This window comes from Shimia aestuarii (assembly GCF_022814865.1).
GTDB lineage: Bacteria > Pseudomonadota > Alphaproteobacteria > Rhodobacterales > Rhodobacteraceae > Shimia > Shimia aestuarii_A.
In genome coordinates this window covers 83,541-99,791 of the sequence record NZ_JAKVRD010000005.1, presented here as the reverse complement: position 1 = coordinate 99,791, position 16,251 = coordinate 83,541, and the positions used below count along the sequence as shown (strand labels likewise).

Genomic DNA, 16,251 nt, shown 5'->3' with positions numbered 1-16,251 from the left:
CTATAGAAGAGAAAGTGGCTGGGGTGGCAGGATTCGAACCTGCGGTACGCGGTACCAAAAACCGTTGCCTTACCACTTGGCTACACCCCAACGGTGAGGGGCTAATTAATGGGGCTTTCGGTGCGGTGCAAGCCCTGAATCGCGGTTTCTTGTGGAAATTGTGACGAGGTCTTCGGGACCGTGCGCAGGGGCAGGGGCGCGGAGGGATCGCGACCCTGCGTCATTCTTGATGTGCAGCATGGACAAGGGGTTTGACGCTACGCCATGTTATGAGCGCAGAAGTGTTTGGGAGGCTGATATGCAACTGGGAGTTCGCCCGGAAATCGAAGACCTGCTGGGGCAGGTAAAGGATATGATCGAAAACGAGATCATGCCCTTGGAAGAAGAATACCACGCTGAGATCGAGAAAGGCGACCGCTGGACCTTTACCGAGCGGCAGGCCGAGATTCTTGAAGGCCTCAAGGCCAAAGCGCGCGAGCGGGGGCTCTGGAACTTCTGGCTGACAGACAGCGACAAGGGCTTTGGCCTGACCACAGTGGAATACGCGTATTTCGCCGAAGAGATGGGCAAGACACCGCTTGGGGCTGAGGTCTTCAACTGTTCCGCGCCGGACACTGGAAACATGGAAGTGTTCGAGAAATACGGCTCGGACGAGATGAAAGAACAGTGGCTGAAACCGCTTCTCAACGGCGATATCCGCTCGGCCTACCTGATGACCGAGCCGGACGTGGCGAGCTCGGATGCAACAAACATTTCAATGCCTTGCGTGCGTGATGGCGATGACTACGTGCTCGACGGAGACAAATATTGGTCGTCGGGAGCGGGGGATCCCCGGTGCAAGGTCTATATCGTGATGGTGAAGACCGGGGGGGATGATGCGCCGCGGCATCAGCAGCATTCGATGATTGTCGTGCCTGCGGATACGCCGGGTATCGAGACGGTGCGCCCGATGATGGTCTATGGTCAGGACGACGCGCCGCACGGGCATATGCATATGCGGTTCACCAATGTGCGTGTTCCGGCCAAGAACATGCTTCTTGGCGAAGGACGCGGTTTCGAGATCGCCCAAGGGCGGCTTGGGCCGGGACGAATTCACCACTGCATGCGCGCCATCGGTCAGGCGGAAGCGGCCCTGACGCGGTTCTGCAAGCGTGCTCTTGATCGCGAAGCCTTTGGCAAGCCGATCGCACATCTTGGGGCCAACTACGACATTATCGCAAATTGTCGTATGGAGATTGAGCAAGCTCGGCTTCTCTGTCTCAAGGCGGCTTGGGTCATGGATCAGGGGGATCCGCGCGAAGCGGCGCCTTGGATCAGCATGATCAAGACCGTGGCACCAAACGTTGCAACCAAGGTGATCGACGAAGCCATCCAAGTGCATGGCGGCACCGGTATCTCGCAGGATACGCCGCTCGCAACAGCGTGGACTCAGGTTCGGACCTTGCGTTTTGCGGATGGTCCGGACGCGGTTCACCGTCGTCAGGTCGCCCGCAAGGAACTGCGCAAATACACGCAGCAGAAGGTCTAATACCCACGTCGGTATTGCGTCGGTATCGCGTCTGTAACGCGTATGTGCGACAATCACAGAGACCCGTTCCGCTTGGGGCGGGTCTTTGCATTCCAGCACTGGAGGGGGCGGGGCAGCGTGGAGAAAACTGTCTTCTCAGGCGCTTCTGTGCTTTCCTCGGCACAAGTAGGAGTTGTAGGTGTAGGGAATGACGTGCTTCTCGAATCTGGTTTTTACGATTGCCCCGACGACCGCTGCGGCGCTCTGGGTGGTGTGCGCGGCGGTACTGCTCTGGATCGTGCGGAACAACCGTTTTCCCGGCAAACCGGCCTTTGTCCTGACCTTGGCGGCCATGCTTTGGTGGCTGTTCACGGTGACATTCGATCTCGCGTCACAGGGCGAAGCCTGTAAGGTCGGATGGTCGCTTGCGGCATGGCCGGGGATCACGCTTTTGCCGATGGCGTGGTCGTTCTTCATCTACGACTACACGATGAACCGATCGGCGCGCGCCAGACCCAAGCGGCGGTTGCTTTATATCGGAGTGCCGCTGGTGGTTGGGCTGATCGTGCTGACCAACAGGTACACGCACCTTCTCTACGGCACCGATACGCGGCTGATGTCGGAGGCGGGGTATGACTATGTCTATTTCGACCACGGGCCGCTCTTCTATCTGGTGGCGGCCTTCCTCTACATCTTTGTGGTCGGTGCGCTAGGGGTTTTGATCTATGCCTATCTCAAGGCAAAGGACATTATCCGGCCGTTCCTAAGTGTGTTGTTTATCATCACGATTGCGCCGTTGACCGCCAATCTTGGTTATGTGGTTTGGGGCCTGACGTTCTACGGTTTCGACCCGACGCCGTTCATGTTCGCGGTGGCGCTCATTGCGCTGAGTTGGTTACTGCTCAACAACACGATGATGGACACAGCGGCGCAGGGGCGGACTCTTCTTTTCTATGCCACACAAGACCCGGCGATCATCGTCGACACGGAGGGGCATGTCGTGGGCGCGAATGCGTCGGCGCGGACGTTCTTTGGCAAGGACAAGTTACGGCAAGGACAATCGCTCACGCAGTTGGAGCAGATTGGGCCTATTCTTCGTGATCTGATTGAGACGGGCTCCTTTGACCATGATGAGGCGATCAGCCTGCGAGAGCGGTTCTTCAAGCTACGTATCCTGCCGATCGAAAGCCCGATCCAAAACAAGAACGCTCATCTGGGGTGGACCGTGTCCCTTGTCGATATCACCGAGATCGAGCGTTCCGCAGAAGCCCTGCGAGAGGCGCTGGCGCATGCAGAAGCGGCGAACCAAGCAAAGTCTCAGTTCCTTGCCATGATCAGCCATGAGCTGCGCACGCCCATGACATCGGTCAAAGGCGGGCTTGACCTTGCGCTTCATGGTCCGATGGGAGAGATCAGCGAGCCGCTTCGGAACCTATTGACGATCGCACAGCGCAACAGTCTGCGGCTTTTGAAGTTGGTTGATGATGTTCTTGATCTGCAGAAGCTTGACCTTGGCACCATCACGCTCAACCTTCAGGATCTGGATGCGGACGAGTTCCTGCGCAATGTCATCGAGGAATACGAGGCCTTTGCAGCAGAGACAGATGTGCGGCTGGTCAACCAGTCAAAGAATGTGAACCAGAAACTCCGGGTCGATCCCCACCGGCTCAAGCAAGTTGTGGGAAATGTGATCTCAAACGCGGTCAAGTTCTCGCCGGAAGGCGGCGAGGTGGTCTGTGCCACGGCGATGCATGGGGCGCATCTTCGGATTTCTATTGAGGATCGCGGGATTGGCATTCCGACCGGCAAGGAGGATCAGGTCTTTGGCCGGTTCAATCAGGTCGATTTCAACGCCTCCAAGGTGTCTGGCGGTTCAGGCCTTGGGATGCATATCGCGAAGATCCTGATCGAGCGGATGGGCGGGGCCATTTCCTATGAGAGCGAAGTCGGAAAGGGCACCACGTTCTACATTGATGTGCCGCTCTCGGCGGGCGAGAAAGACTAATCTGTTAAACATCTTTTGATTGTATGATGTGACGGTTCGGCGGATACTTGGCGTGTAAGCGAGTTCTGAGTACCGATTCCATGACCGAAATAGATCAACTGCTAGGCAAGAGCCTTTCAAAGGCGCGTGAGCGGGTTGGCATGACCCCCGGAGAGTTGGGCCGGCGGGCGCGCCTTTCCGAAGCGACAGTAACCGCGTTTGAAGAGGGGCGTCGACGTGCGACGGCATTGCAGCTCTTTGAGATCGCGGATTGCCTTGATGTCCCTGTGGAAGGCTTGTTTGATTGGGCAGAGCGACCGGTTCCCCAAGTCGGTGCGACAGGGGTTGCCTTTGGTTCGGGCACCGAAGCCTTGGCAGAGCATTACGCGGCTTTGTCGCGATCGCACCGAGCGGCGATCTATGCCTTTCTCCTTGCTTTGGGGCGGGATTGAATGGAAAATAATCAGAGTGAGCGCCGAACCCCGCTGCATCATGCCAGAGAGAAGAGGCTCCATTGTCCGTTATCGACCTTAGCAAAGTTCCCTATCCCGAGAACAATCTCAGATTGTTCCTAGATGAGGTCTGCGAGGCGCATGAGTTGGACTATGCGGCCTATGCCGGGGTCAATCCGATTGCCGGAAGCGTGCATGGGTTCGTCAATTATCCGGATGAATGGCAGACCCATTATGTCGAGCGTGGCTATCAGCACAAAGACCCGGCCTTGATCCTTGCCCGGCGTAGCATTGCCCCGGTGGATTGGCACGGGTTGCGCAGCGCCCCGGCGTTTCAGACGATCTTTCGCGACGCGCATGATTTCGGCATCGCGGAACAGGGGCTGACGATCCCAGTGCGTGGGCCGTTCGGCGATATCGGTCTGTTCAGTGTGACGCGGGACTGTCCGGACCGGGAATGGCAGCTCTTGAAGTCGAAGATCCTGAGTGACTTGCAGGGTGCGGCGGTGCAGTTGCATGACAATGTGGTGCGGTCACATGCCCTGACACGCACCTTGATGCATCCGGCGCTTTCAAAGCGGGAGACGGAAATCCTGCAATGGATCGCAGCCGGGAAATCGCAACAGGACGTGGCCGATATCCTGTCGATCTCGAGCCGGACCGTCGAGGTGCACCTGCGGTCGGGCCGCACCAAGCTCGGCGCGCTCACGACGGCGCAGGCGGTCGGACGCGCGATCGGGATGGGCCTGATCTGCCCGGACTAAAGGGCGACGTCGGGGCAGGTCGGGCGAACCTACGGGATTTCCCCAATAGTAGAATTTTCCACAAAGGCGCATGATTTCCCCAGAAACCTAGTTTTGGAGGGACAGTCATGATCTTGATTATCGACGGTATGAACCGCCATCGGTATGGCAGGGTTCTCGATGAGATGTTCGCACTTCGGGCAAGGGTCTTTGGGGACCGTCTGGGTTGGGAAGTTGATATCGTGGATGGCAAGGAGGTCGACCAGTTTGATGCGCTCGATCCGGCCTATGTCATCGGGCTTAACGATGAGGGACGGGTTGTGTCCTGTGTGCGGGCGTTGCAGACCACCGGGCCGCATATGCTTGCGGATGTGTTCTCGGACATTCTGGATGGTGAAGCGCCGCTGCGAAGTGCGACGCTTTGGGAATCCACGCGGTTCTGTGTCGACACTGAGGTGCTTGACCGCGGCAACTCGCGCAATTCGGTCAGCTATGCCACCTGTGAACTCATGGCGGCCTCGCTTGAATATGCGCGCAATTCCGGAATCACGGATATCGTGACGGTCATTGATCCGATCATGAACCGCGTTCTGAAACGCTCGGATTGCGCGCCCTATGACTATGTTGGCAGCACCAAGCCCATGGGCAAGGTTGCGGCGATGGCGGCGTTGCTGGACTGCACCGAGGATCGTATCAACCGCATCCGAAAGTTCGCCGGTATCGAGGGAAACGTTTTCGTTGACGACGCGACGGCAGAGGCCCTTGCAGACCCGACGCCGGTGGCCGAGGAGCGCGCGATGTCGTGTTCGCTTGGGTGGCACGAGCCGGAGAAACCCTGCCGACAGGATCAGCTTGAGCAATACCTCATTGACCAGTTGATGGACGCTTCGACGGGCGAAGAGCTTGCAGGGGCGAAACGCCTTGCCGATATGCTTTTTGACAAGAAGATGATCGCCCGGCGTGTCACGGAGATGGCGGGCCACTAGGGCATTGTGCCAAGGCTTCTGCGGTCAATGCGATCAAGACGAAAAGGGCGGGTCCGATGTGGCCCGCCCTTTCTCGTTTTCTGGTAGCAGGCTCTACCCTTGAAGCGAGCGCACCTCGATGTCGCCCTCTTCACGCGCCTTCATGGCGTGGGTAGCGGCGTGGGAGGCTGCGGCCGTGGTGAAGTAGGGGATTTTGTCCATCAGGGCGACGGCGCGGATTTCGCGGCTGTCGTTGACGGCTTGTGCCCCTTCTGTCGTGTTCATCACGAGGGAGATGTCACCGTTCTTCAAGAGATCGACGATGTTCGGGCGCCCTTCGTAGACCTTGTTCACTTTCTCACAGGCGACGCCTTGTTCGGTCAGCCAAGTTGCGGTGCCGAAGGTGGCGACGATGGTGAAGCCCATGTCGGTCAGGGTGCGGGCCGCGTCGAGCATCAACTCGGTCTTGTCCTCGTCCTTGATCGAGATGAAGGCCTTGCCTTCTTGCGGGAGGATCATGCCTGCACCGAGCTGTGCCTTGAGGAAGGCGCGGGCAAAGGAGCGGTCCCAGCCCATGACTTCGCCAGTCGAGCGCATTTCCGGGCCGAGGATCGTATCCACGCCGGGGAAGCGGTTGAACGGCATCACGGCTTCCTTGACCGAGAACCAAGGCATCATCGGATCGGCGAGCGTCATCTGGTCGGCGATGGGCTGCGGTGTCGAGATGTCTGCGCCTTCTTCATAGGGCGGGCGCTCGGGGAAGTTCGAGAGCGGTTCACCAGCCATGAGGCGCGCAGCGATCGAAGCGATGGCGCTGTCGGTGGCCTTGGCGACGAAGGGCACGGTACGCGAGGCGCGCGGGTTCACTTCGATGAGGTAGATATCGCCGTCCTTGACCGCGAATTGCACGTTCATCAGGCCGACCACGTGCAGCGCCTTGGCAAGGGCCACGGTCTGACGTTTGATTTCGTCGATGATATCCGCCGAGAGCGAGTAGGGCGGCAGCGAGCAGGCAGAGTCGCCCGAGTGCACGCCGGCCTCTTCGATATGCTGCATGATGCCCGCAATATGGACGTTCTCGCCATCGCAGAGCGCGTCCACGTCAAGCTCGGTGGCACCAGAGAGGTAGCTATCGAGGAGGACGGGGCTATCGCCGGAGACCACCACGGCCTCGGTGATGTAGCGTTCAAGCTGGGCCATGTCGCGGACGATTTCCATCGCGCGGCCGCCAAGAACGTAGGACGGGCGCACCACCAGCGGGAAGCCGATGCCTTCGGCAATCGAGAGCGCCTCGGCGTCGGTTGCTGCAATGCCGTTCTTGGGCTGCTTGAGGCTCAGTTCGTTTACCAGCGCTTGGAAGCGTTCGCGATCTTCGGCGAGGTCGATCGCATCGGGCGTCGTGCCGAGGATCGGGATACCTTCGGCCTCGAGCGCGTTGGCGAGCTTGAGCGGGGTCTGGCCACCAAACTGCACGATAACACCATGGAGCGTGCCGTTCTGTTTCTCGGTCTCGAGAATTTCCATGACGTGCTCAAAGGTGAGGGGCTCGAAGTAGAGGCGATCCGAAGTGTCATAGTCGGTCGACACGGTCTCGGGGTTGCAGTTGATCATGATCGTCTCATAGCCCGCGTCGGTCAGGGCGAAACAGGCATGACAGCAGCAATAATCGAACTCGATCCCTTGCCCGATGCGGTTCGGGCCACCGCCGAGGATGACGACTTTCTTCTTGTCGGAAGGACGCGCCTCGCACTCCACCTCGCCCATCATCGGGGCTTCGTAGGTGGAATACATGTAGGGGGTCTGGGCCTCGAATTCGGCGGCGCAGGTGTCGATGCGTTTGAATACGGCGGTGACACCGGCGTTCACGCGGCGCTTGCGCACGTCGCTTTCTTTGTAGCCGGTCAGCTTGGCAAGGCGGGCATCGGTAAAGCCGAGCATCTTGAGCTTGCGCAGGCCGTCTGCGTCTTGTGGCAGGCCGTTTTCGATGATCGCGGCCTCAGTCTCGACGATTTCGCGGATGCGCGCGAGGAACCACGGGTCGAACATCGTCACGTGGTGGATTTCGTCATCCGTCAGGCCGTGGCGCATGGCTTGGGCGATGGTGCGCATGCGGTCCGGGGTCTGGACCGAGATCGCCTTGATGACGGCGGCCTTGTCCGGTGCGCCGGGGATTTCGACCTCGTCAAAGCCTGTCAGGCCCGATTCCATCGAGGCGAGCGCTTTCTGGAGCGACTCGTGGATGGTGCGGCCGATGGCCATGGCTTCACCCACGGATTTCATCGCGGTGGTGAGCGTCGGTTCGGAGCCGGGGAATTTCTCGAAAGCGAATTTCGGGATCTTGGTGACAACATAGTCGATGGTCGGCTCGAACGAGGCGGGCGTGACCTTGGTGATGTCGTTGTCGAGCTCATCCAGCGTATAACCGACGGCGAGTTTCGCGGCGATCTTGGCGATCGGGAAGCCGGTCGCTTTGGACGCCAGCGCCGAAGAGCGCGACACGCGCGGGTTCATCTCGATGACGACCATCCGGCCATCCTCGGGGTTCACCGCCCATTGCACGTTGGAGCCGCCGGTCTCGACGCCGATCTCGCGCAGCACGTTGATCGAGTGCGTGCGCATGATCTGGTATTCTTTGTCGGTCAGGGTCAGCGCGGGTGCGACGGTGATCGAGTCGCCGGTGTGGACGCCCATCGGATCGACGTTTTCGATGGCGCAGACGATGATGGCGTTGTCGGCTTTGTCGCGCACGACCTCCATCTCGTATTCCTTCCAGCCCAGAAGGCTCTCGTCGACGAGGATCTGGTTCACCGGCGAGGCATCCATGCCGGTGCGGCAGTAGTGGATGTAGTCTTCGCGGTTATAAGCGACGCCACCGCCGGTGCCGCCGAGGGTAAAGGCGGGACGAATGATGGCCGGGAGACCGATGTCTTCAAGTTCTTCAAGCGCGAGTTGCACACCCGCCTCGAGATCGGCCTCGCCACTTTCTTTCTTGGGCGCGGTGACGATGGAGGCGCGGGGGTTCTCGATGCCGAGGCGATCCATCGCCTCGCGGAACAGCTTGCGATCTTCTGCCATTTCGATCGCGTCGCGCTTGGCACCGATCATCTCGACGCCGAATTTCTCGAGCACGCCCATCTCTTCAAGGGCGAGCGAGGTGTTGAGGCCAGTCTGACCGCCCATCGTCGGCAGGAGCGCGTCGGGGCGTTCCTTCTCGATGATCTTGGCGACGACCTCGGGGGTGATCGGTTCGATATAGGTCGCATCCGCGAGGCCCGGGTCGGTCATGATCGTTGCCGGGTTCGAGTTCACGAGGATCACGCGGTAGCCCTCTTCGCGCAGCGCCTTACACGCTTGCGCCCCCGAGTAGTCGAATTCACAGGCCTGACCGATCACAATCGGGCCGGCCCCGATGATCATGATCGAGGAGATGTCGGTTCTTTTGGGCATGGCAGACCTCGGGTGTTGGGGCGATTGCGAAAGCAGACTCGCCCGAATACGCAAATTGTCGTGGGTTATAGACATCGCGGGACAAGGTGCAAGGGGGGATCGGGCCGAGTCGGGGCGAAAATAACACGCCGGGACGGGTCGGTTCGCTTAGGGGCGCGAGAAGTGCTTGAACCGCCTGCTGCCTTGCCTATCTCAAAAGAACAGCGCGCCGCGAAGGAAATACCATGCCTTATCGACATCTCGTCGCCCCGGCCTCGGAGAGCCGGCTCTGGGCGGAGTTCCTCTTGTTCTTCGTGATTGCCCCGGTGGCGATTGCGGCGCTGCTTCCAGCGACGGTTATGTTCTCGGCCTTGTTCGCGTTGACCGCGCTTGGGGTCGTGCTGCTGCATGCGACGGACGGGTTTCACTGGCGCGAGTTGCGGCAGGGCAACGGGGCGATCAGCTTGCGGTTCTTGGCGGTGTTTGCCGTGTCGGTCTTTCTGACCTGTCTTGCCGTGGTTTATGCGTTCGAGCCGGCATCCGCCTTCAGCCTCTTGCAATACGAGCCGATGCTCCTGTTGATGATCTTGCTTCTATACCCGGTGCTTTCGGCGCTGCCGCAGGAGATTGTGTTTCGTCCCCTCTTTTTCCGCCGCTATGGTGCGATCCTTCCGGAAGGGCATCATGGGATCATCCTCAATGCGGCGATCTTTTCGCTTGCGCATCTGATGTATTGGAATTGGGTCGTGGCGGCGATGACCTTCTCGGGCGGGCTTGTCTTTGCCTGGGCCTATGAAATCCGGCGGTCTTTTCCGCTTGCGGTTCTGCTGCACGCGGTGGCGGGCAACCTTGTCTTTCTCACCGGGCTTGGCATCTATTTCTATTCCGGCAATGTGGTGCGCCCTTTTTAAACGGTTTTCACGCCCTGTTCCCTTGACTTTGCTGGCGCGAAAAGGTGTATCGGCGCGACTTCACTATTCACCTGTCACCGGGGAGCGACCATGCACGCCTTTCGCAGCCATACCTGCGCCGACCTGAACAAATCCAACGTGGGCGACACCGTCCGCCTTTCGGGCTGGGTCCACCGTGTCCGCGACCATGGCGGCATCCTGTTCATCGACCTGCGCGACCACTATGGCGTCACGCAGGTTCTCTGCGACCCTGACAGCCCGGTTTTCGCCGAGATGGAGAAGGTGCGCAGCGAATGGTGTATCCGCATCGACGGCAACGTGAAGGCGCGTGACGCCGATCTCGTGAACGAAAAGATCCCGACCGGTGAGGTCGAAGTCTTCGTGCGCGATCTCGAGGTGCTTGGCGCGGCGGACGAACTTCCGCTCATGGTCTTTGGGGATCAGGAGTATCCGGAAGAAACCCGTCTCAAGTATCGCTTCCTCGACCTGCGTCGCGAGGTGATGCAGGAGAACATGAAGCTGCGCTCTGACGTGGTCATGTCGATGCGCAAGCGCATGTGGGATCAGGGGTTCCGCGAGTACCAAACGCCGATCATCACTGCCTCGTCGCCGGAAGGTGCACGCGACTTCCTCGTGCCGTCCCGCCTGCATCCGGGCAAGTTCTATGCCCTGCCGCAGGCCCCGCAGCAGTTCAAACAGCTGATGATGGTTGCCGGTTTCGACAAATATTTCCAAATCGCGCCGTGCTTCCGCGACGAAGACCCGCGCGCTGACCGCAGCCCGACCGATTTCTACCAGCTCGACATGGAGATGTCGTTCGTCACCCAGCAGGACGTGTTCGACACGATCCAGCCGGTGCTTCAGGGTGTGTTCGAAGAGTTCGGCGGGGGCCGTAAAGTCGATGCCGAGTGGCCGCAGATTTCCTATGCGGACGCGGCCAAGTGGTATGGCACGGACAAGCCGGACCTGCGCAACCCGATCAAGATGCAGGTCGTATCGGATCATTTCCGCGACTCAGGGTTTGCGATCTTCGCCAAGCTGCTTGAACAGGACGGCACCGAGATTCGCGCCATTCCGGCCCCGACCGGCGGCGGGCGCAAGTTCTGTGACCGCATGAATAAGTTCGCGCAGGAGCAGGGCCTGCCCGGCATGGGCTATATCTTCTGGCGCGATAAGACCGCCGACAGCGTGGCGCAGGAACTTGGCATTTCCGTCAAGGAAGCGCAGGCCAAGCTCAAGTCCGGTGAGGTCGAAGGCGGCATGGAAGCGGCCGGTCCGCTTGCCAAGAACATTGGCCCGGAACGCACCGAGGCGATCCGCCAGCAGCTTGGCCTCGGCGTCGGCGATGCGGCTTTCTTCCTTGGTGGCAAGCCGAAGTCGTTTGAGGCGGTCGCGGGCCGCGCGCGCGATGTCATCGGCAAGGAGCTTGGACTTCTTGATGAGGACCGGTTCGCATTCGCTTGGATCGTCGATTTCCCGATTTTCCAGAAGGACGAAGAAACCGGCGAGGTCGATTTCGACCACAACCCGTTCTCGATGCCGCAAGGCGGGATGGATATCCTTGAGAATGATCCGCTTTCGGCGACGGGGTTCCAGTATGACCTCGCCTGCAACGGCTATGAGCTTGTCTCGGGTGCGATCCGGAACCACAAGCCGGAGATCATGTTCAAGGCGTTTGAGATCGCGGGCTATGGCGAGGACGAAGTGCGCAAGCGGTTCGGCGGCATGGTCAACGCGTTCAAATACGGCGCGCCGCCGCACGGGGGCTGTGCCGCGGGTGTGGACCGTATTGTGATGCTTCTTGCCGATCAGCAGAACATTCGCGAGGTCGTGATGTTCCCGATGAACCAACGCGCGGAAGACCTTATGATGAACGCGCCGTCCGATCCGACGAGCGACCAGCTCATGGAACTTGGCCTGCGCGTCATCCCGCAGGACTAAGCGCCGCGATAGAGATTGCGAGAGGCCGTCCCGATCTGGGGCGGCCTTTTTCATGCGCGGGTCTTCGCCGGGGGCGTTTTTCCCTCTGAACAGGCGACGGCGGTGGGTGTAGCCTGCGTGTGACCCTATGGGTGTCGAGAGAGGGCAGGATGGGATTCGATCCGATACGTGCAGAGACGCGCTTTGGCTTTGGGCTATCGCCGCGGATTGCGCCACCGACTGGCATCGAAGAGATGCTCGACGGGGTGCGTGTGCGCGATGAGATGGCCCGGCGCTTCCCGATTGAACCCTTTGATGAATTCCGGGCACGGATTGCAGAACGCGCCATAAGCCGCAAGGCGTCGCGTTCTGAAGATATGAGCGAAGACGCGCGTGCCGCAGCAAAGGCGCGGCAGAAGGCGATCAGCAGGAAAGCCTATCGCGATGGTCTTGGCTGGATGCGGCAGGCGATGCTGCGCCGGATCGAAACGCGGACCGGGTTTCGCGAGCGCTTGGCGGCGTTCTGGGGCGATCACTTTACGGCCTATGGCAAGGGCGCAGTGATCCGGGCAGGTACCGGTCCCTACCTAGAAGAGGCCGTGCGTCCCAATCTTGCTGGGCGGTTCGAAGATCTTCTCATCGCGGCGGTGACGCACCCGTTGATGCTCAACTTCCTCAATCAGGATCGCTCCATCGGGCCAAATAGCGTCCAGGGGCGCAACAAGCCCGGTCGCGGCCTCAACGAGAACTTGGCGCGCGAGGTGCTCGAGTTGCATACGCTCGGCGTGGACGGGCCCTATACGCAAGGCGATGTGCGGCAACTGGCCGAGCTGTTCACGGGCCTCGATTGGACGCCACAGCGGGGCGCCCTCTTTCGCAAGAAGGCCGTAGAGCCGGGGCCGGAGACCGTGCTTGGGAAGCTCTATGGCGGGGCTCCGAGGATCGCCCCGGTGCTCGAGGTGTTGCGCGATCTCGCGCGGCATCCGGCCACGGCACGCCATATTGCTTGGAAGCTTGCGGTGCATTTCGTTGCCGATCAGCCCGAGAACGACCTTGTGGCGGCGATGGAGGCGCGGTTCCTTGAGACCGGGGGCGACTTACCGGCCGTATACGAGGCGATGCTGCGACATCCGGCGGCGTGGGCCGGGCCGGGCAATATCAAACGGCCGATTGCCTTTGTGGCGTCGAGCTTGCGGGCGTTGGACGCGGCGCCAGCGGTGCTTTCGCCGTGGGGCTACAAAGAGATCAACCAAAACCTGCGCCGCCCCCTGATGCGAATGGGTCAGCCGTGGGAGCGCCCGATCGGCCCGGACGGTTGGGCCGAAGAGGACAGTGCCTGGACGACACCGCAGGGTATGGCGGGGCGGCTGCAATGGGCGCTCTCTCTTCCGGAGCTTCTTGGGCAGGCGGGTCCGGATCCGCGAGAGTTCGTCGAGGTCGCCCTTGGCCCCGGTGCACCAGAGAGCGTTCGGTTCGCCGCGAGGGCCGCCGAGAGCCGCAGAGAGGGCGTGGCGCTTGTGCTTATGGCCCCGGCGTTCCAGAGATACTGAGGGAGAGGCGAGATGGCACGGACACAGACACGGCGCGACTTCCTTCTCCGAGCGGCGGCGATCGGGTGTTCGGCGGCGGCGAGCCCGCTTGTCACACCGGTCAGCTTTGCCGCAGCCCCTTGGGACAATCGTCTTGTCGTCATCATCTTGCGCGGGGCGATGGACGGGTTGGACGCGGTGCGCCCGTGGGGCGATGCGGATTTCGCAGCGGCGCGGCCCGGCCTTGCGGCGACACGGGATAGCGCGCTTGATCTTGATGGGTACTTTGGACTGCACCCGGCGCTTGCCGACCTGATGCCGCTTTGGCGTGCGCGGGAATTGGCGGCGGTGCAGGCCGTGTCGACCCCCTACCGCGACCGACGCAGCCATTTTGACGGGCAAGACCTTCTCGAAGCCGGGATTGTCGACCTGTCAGGTGGCGTGCGGGATGGCTGGCTCAATCGAATGCTCCAAGGTGTGCCGGGGGTCACAGCGCAGACGACCTATGCCATCGGGCAGGAAAACATGCTGCTGAGTACGGGAGAAATGCCGGTGTCGCGCTGGTCGCCCGATGTAGACCTGTCCCTGAGTGCGCAGGGTCTGCGGCTTCTTGAAATGACGATGCAGGATGATCCGGTCCTTGCCGCAGCGATGGCCGAGGCGGTGTTGCTTGCGGATTCCGATGGGGATTCTGTCATGGCCAAGGATGAGGCGGACATGATGACATCAATGCAAGGCGGCGCGATCCGCGGCAGAGAAGGGCATCTCAGGATCGCGGATTTCACTGCGCTGCAACTACGCGACGCGGCGCGGATCGCGAGCTTCTCTATCGGTGGATGGGACACCCATGTGAACCAAGGCAATACGCTGGCCCGCCCGCTTCGACGGTTGTCAGAGGTGCTTTTGCGCCTCAAGGACGGGCTTGGTGCCGATGTCTGGGGCAAGACGACGGTTGTCGCGATGACAGAGTTTGGCCGCACGGTGCGCGAGAACGGTACGCGTGGCACGGATCACGGCACCGGTGGCGCGATGCTTCTGGCCGGGGGCGCAGTGCGGGGCGGACAGGTGTATGGCGCGTGGCCGGGGCTTGCCGAGGCGGCGCTTTACGATCGGCGCGACCTTATGCCGACGAGCGACGTGCGCGCTTGGGCCGCTTGGGCGATGCGCGGAGCATTCGGCTTGGAGCGGGATCACCTCGAAACCACGGTGTTTCCCGGGCTCGAGATGGGCGCTGATCCGGGCTTGATCCGCTAAGGCCCTGTCACACCACGAAAAGCTTGGACACGCGCGGGCTTTGTGCCAGTCTCTTGCTGATACAGTGGAGGCAGTATGGCCGAAGACAGACCCATAGGCGCACCAGTAGACGGGTGGTCGCCGCCGCCGGCCCCGACCGGCGTGGTGCTCGACGGGCGCTATGCCCGGCTTGAGCCTTTGCAGGCCGAGACCCATGCCGCGCTCTTGTTTCGTGCCTACGAGGGGCAGGATGCGGTCTGGGACTATCTGCCGTATGGCCCGTTTCATTCCGCAGCCGCCTATCACAGATGGGTCAAGGGGATCACCGGCGCGGGGGATCCGTTCTTTTACGCGATCTATGACAAGGACCGGGGCGCTTGGGGTGGGGTGGTGAGCTATCTGCGGATCAAGCCAGAAGCCGGGTCGATCGAGATCGGCCATATCAACCTCGCGCCACAGCTACAGGGGACGCGGGCTGCGACCGAGGCGATGGTCTTGATGATGCAATGGGCCTTTGCCAATGGATACCGGCGCTTTGAGTGGAAGTGTGATGCGCTTAACCGTCCGTCGCGCCGCGCGGCCGAGCGGCTTGGGCTCAGCTATGAGGGGGTCTTTCGCCAGCATAGCGTCGTCAAGGGGCGCAACCGGGATACGGCATGGTTCGCGGCGATTGATAGTGATTGGCCGGCGCTGGCTGCCGCATACGAGGTTTGGCTTGCGCCGGGAAATTTTGACGCACGCGGGGCACAAGTCGAGCGTCTGAGCGATCTGACGCGGCTTGTCCGGGTAAGCAGCGACCCGAGCCTTTGATCTTAGACCGGAACGGGCTCGGCCAAGCGTTTCTTGAGAACCTGCGTCAGGCGCAACAGGTCGGCGTTTAGCATTCGGCCATTGGCGCGCCCTCGCGCAACCGTCTCGGCGGCTTTGTGGAGCGGCTGGTCCCGCGCGCTTAGGGCGATGCCAGAGAGAAATCCCGCGACATAGTCGATCGCCTCGCCCCGACCATCGCCAGAAAGCGTATCCATCGCGTGGCAGAGATCGTCATGATCGGCCACGGGGTCGGGCCGCACCGTTTCATCGAAAAGCGCACGCGGGCCGACGGGGCGGCGATCGCGCGGCAGCTTATCGAGAATGGCCGTTTGAAAGGTGGCAAGGTTGTCCAAAGGTTTGGCGAGGAAGCCATCGGCCCCGGCCTGCCGCGCCGTTTCTTCAAACGCGGTATCGCCAGAGGTCGCGAGGATGACGTCAATGCGCGGTATGGCGACGGCAAGCTCTGAGATAAGGCTGGCGCCGTTGCCATCCGGCAGGCCCATGTCGATGATGGCGACGCACGGGCGATAGACCTGAAGGTGGCGACGGGCAGAGGCAATGCAATCCGCGCGCCGGATGCGGGCACCGGAGCGCAGGCACAAGAGGCGCAACGCGTCGCAGGCAAAGCGGCTATCCTCGACAACAAGCACCGTCAGGCCCAGAAGCGGGCGTTGGGGCGTCGGCAGGCGGTGGGGCGTTTGCGAAAGGAAATCATCCATCGTCTTGGTCCTCGGCAGCGGGTGATCAGGGGCACTGGAGTTGAGGCTAGGC

General features: G+C 61.0%; 12 protein-coding genes and 1 tRNA gene. 10 read left to right on the top strand and 3 right to left on the bottom strand.

What is annotated here, in order from left to right:
• Positions 1–15: 15 nt before the first annotated feature.
• Positions 16–90, bottom strand: a tRNA-Gln gene (locus MK745_RS06985).
• Between the two features lie 208 nt (positions 91–298).
• On the opposite strand from MK745_RS06985, the gene MK745_RS06980 reads away from it, so the two are divergent.
• The 5 genes from MK745_RS06980 to MK745_RS06960 all read left to right on the top strand — a co-directional run bounded on the left by MK745_RS06980 (position 299) and on the right by MK745_RS06960 (position 5,672).
• Positions 299–1,528, top strand: coding sequence for an acyl-CoA dehydrogenase family protein (locus MK745_RS06980; protein WP_243612565.1), 1,230 nt, complete (start codon positions 299–301; stop codon positions 1,526–1,528).
• A gap of 187 nt (positions 1,529–1,715) precedes the next feature.
• Entirely contained in the window at positions 1,716–3,512 is a 1,797-nt protein-coding gene (locus MK745_RS06975) for a sensor histidine kinase (RefSeq protein ID WP_243612564.1), read from the top strand.
• An 80-nt stretch (positions 3,513–3,592) separates the two neighbouring features.
• Positions 3,593–3,943 (top strand): helix-turn-helix domain-containing protein, encoded by a 351-nt coding sequence (locus MK745_RS06970; RefSeq protein WP_243612563.1) that lies wholly within the window; start codon positions 3,593–3,595, stop codon positions 3,941–3,943.
• A gap of 62 nt (positions 3,944–4,005) precedes the next feature.
• Positions 4,006–4,707, top strand: coding sequence for an autoinducer binding domain-containing protein (locus tag MK745_RS06965; protein ID WP_243612562.1), 702 nt, complete (start codon positions 4,006–4,008; stop codon positions 4,705–4,707).
• A 107-nt stretch (positions 4,708–4,814) separates the two neighbouring features.
• A complete protein-coding gene (locus tag MK745_RS06960; RefSeq protein WP_243612561.1) occupies positions 4,815–5,672 on the top strand; it encodes an acyl-homoserine-lactone synthase in 858 nt (285 codons plus the stop codon).
• A gap of 93 nt (positions 5,673–5,765) precedes the next feature.
• Here MK745_RS06960 and carB read toward each other — a convergent pair whose 3' ends face one another.
• Positions 5,766–9,098 carry a carbamoyl-phosphate synthase large subunit gene (carB, locus tag MK745_RS06955; protein WP_243612560.1) on the bottom strand — a complete coding sequence of 1,111 codons (3,333 nt, stop codon included), beginning with the start codon at positions 9,096–9,098 and terminating at the stop codon, positions 5,766–5,768.
• Between the two features lie 224 nt (positions 9,099–9,322).
• On the opposite strand from carB, the gene MK745_RS06950 reads away from it, so the two are divergent.
• The 5 genes from MK745_RS06950 (at position 9,323) to MK745_RS06930 (ending at position 15,480) form a co-directional block, all read left to right on the top strand.
• Complete coding sequence (locus MK745_RS06950) at positions 9,323–9,988, top strand: CPBP family intramembrane glutamic endopeptidase (RefSeq protein WP_243612559.1); 666 nt, start codon at positions 9,323–9,325, stop codon at positions 9,986–9,988.
• Positions 9,989–10,078: 90 nt separating this feature from the next.
• Positions 10,079–11,929 (top strand): aspartate--tRNA ligase, encoded by a 1,851-nt coding sequence (aspS, locus tag MK745_RS06945; protein ID WP_243612558.1) that lies wholly within the window; start codon positions 10,079–10,081, stop codon positions 11,927–11,929.
• A gap of 149 nt (positions 11,930–12,078) precedes the next feature.
• Entirely contained in the window at positions 12,079–13,458 is a 1,380-nt protein-coding gene (locus MK745_RS06940; protein ID WP_243612557.1) for a DUF1800 domain-containing protein, read from the top strand.
• A 12-nt stretch (positions 13,459–13,470) separates the two neighbouring features.
• Positions 13,471–14,691, top strand: coding sequence for a DUF1501 domain-containing protein (locus tag MK745_RS06935; RefSeq protein WP_243612556.1), 1,221 nt, complete (start codon positions 13,471–13,473; stop codon positions 14,689–14,691).
• 75 nt (positions 14,692–14,766) lie between these two features.
• On the top strand, positions 14,767–15,480 hold the full coding sequence (locus tag MK745_RS06930) for a GNAT family N-acetyltransferase (RefSeq protein WP_243612555.1): 714 nt from the start codon (positions 14,767–14,769) through the stop codon (positions 15,478–15,480).
• Between the two features lie 2 nt (positions 15,481–15,482).
• Here MK745_RS06930 and MK745_RS06925 read toward each other — a convergent pair whose 3' ends face one another.
• Complete coding sequence (locus MK745_RS06925; RefSeq protein WP_243612554.1) at positions 15,483–16,199, bottom strand: response regulator; 717 nt, start codon at positions 16,197–16,199, stop codon at positions 15,483–15,485.
• Positions 16,200–16,251 lie beyond the last annotated feature (52 nt).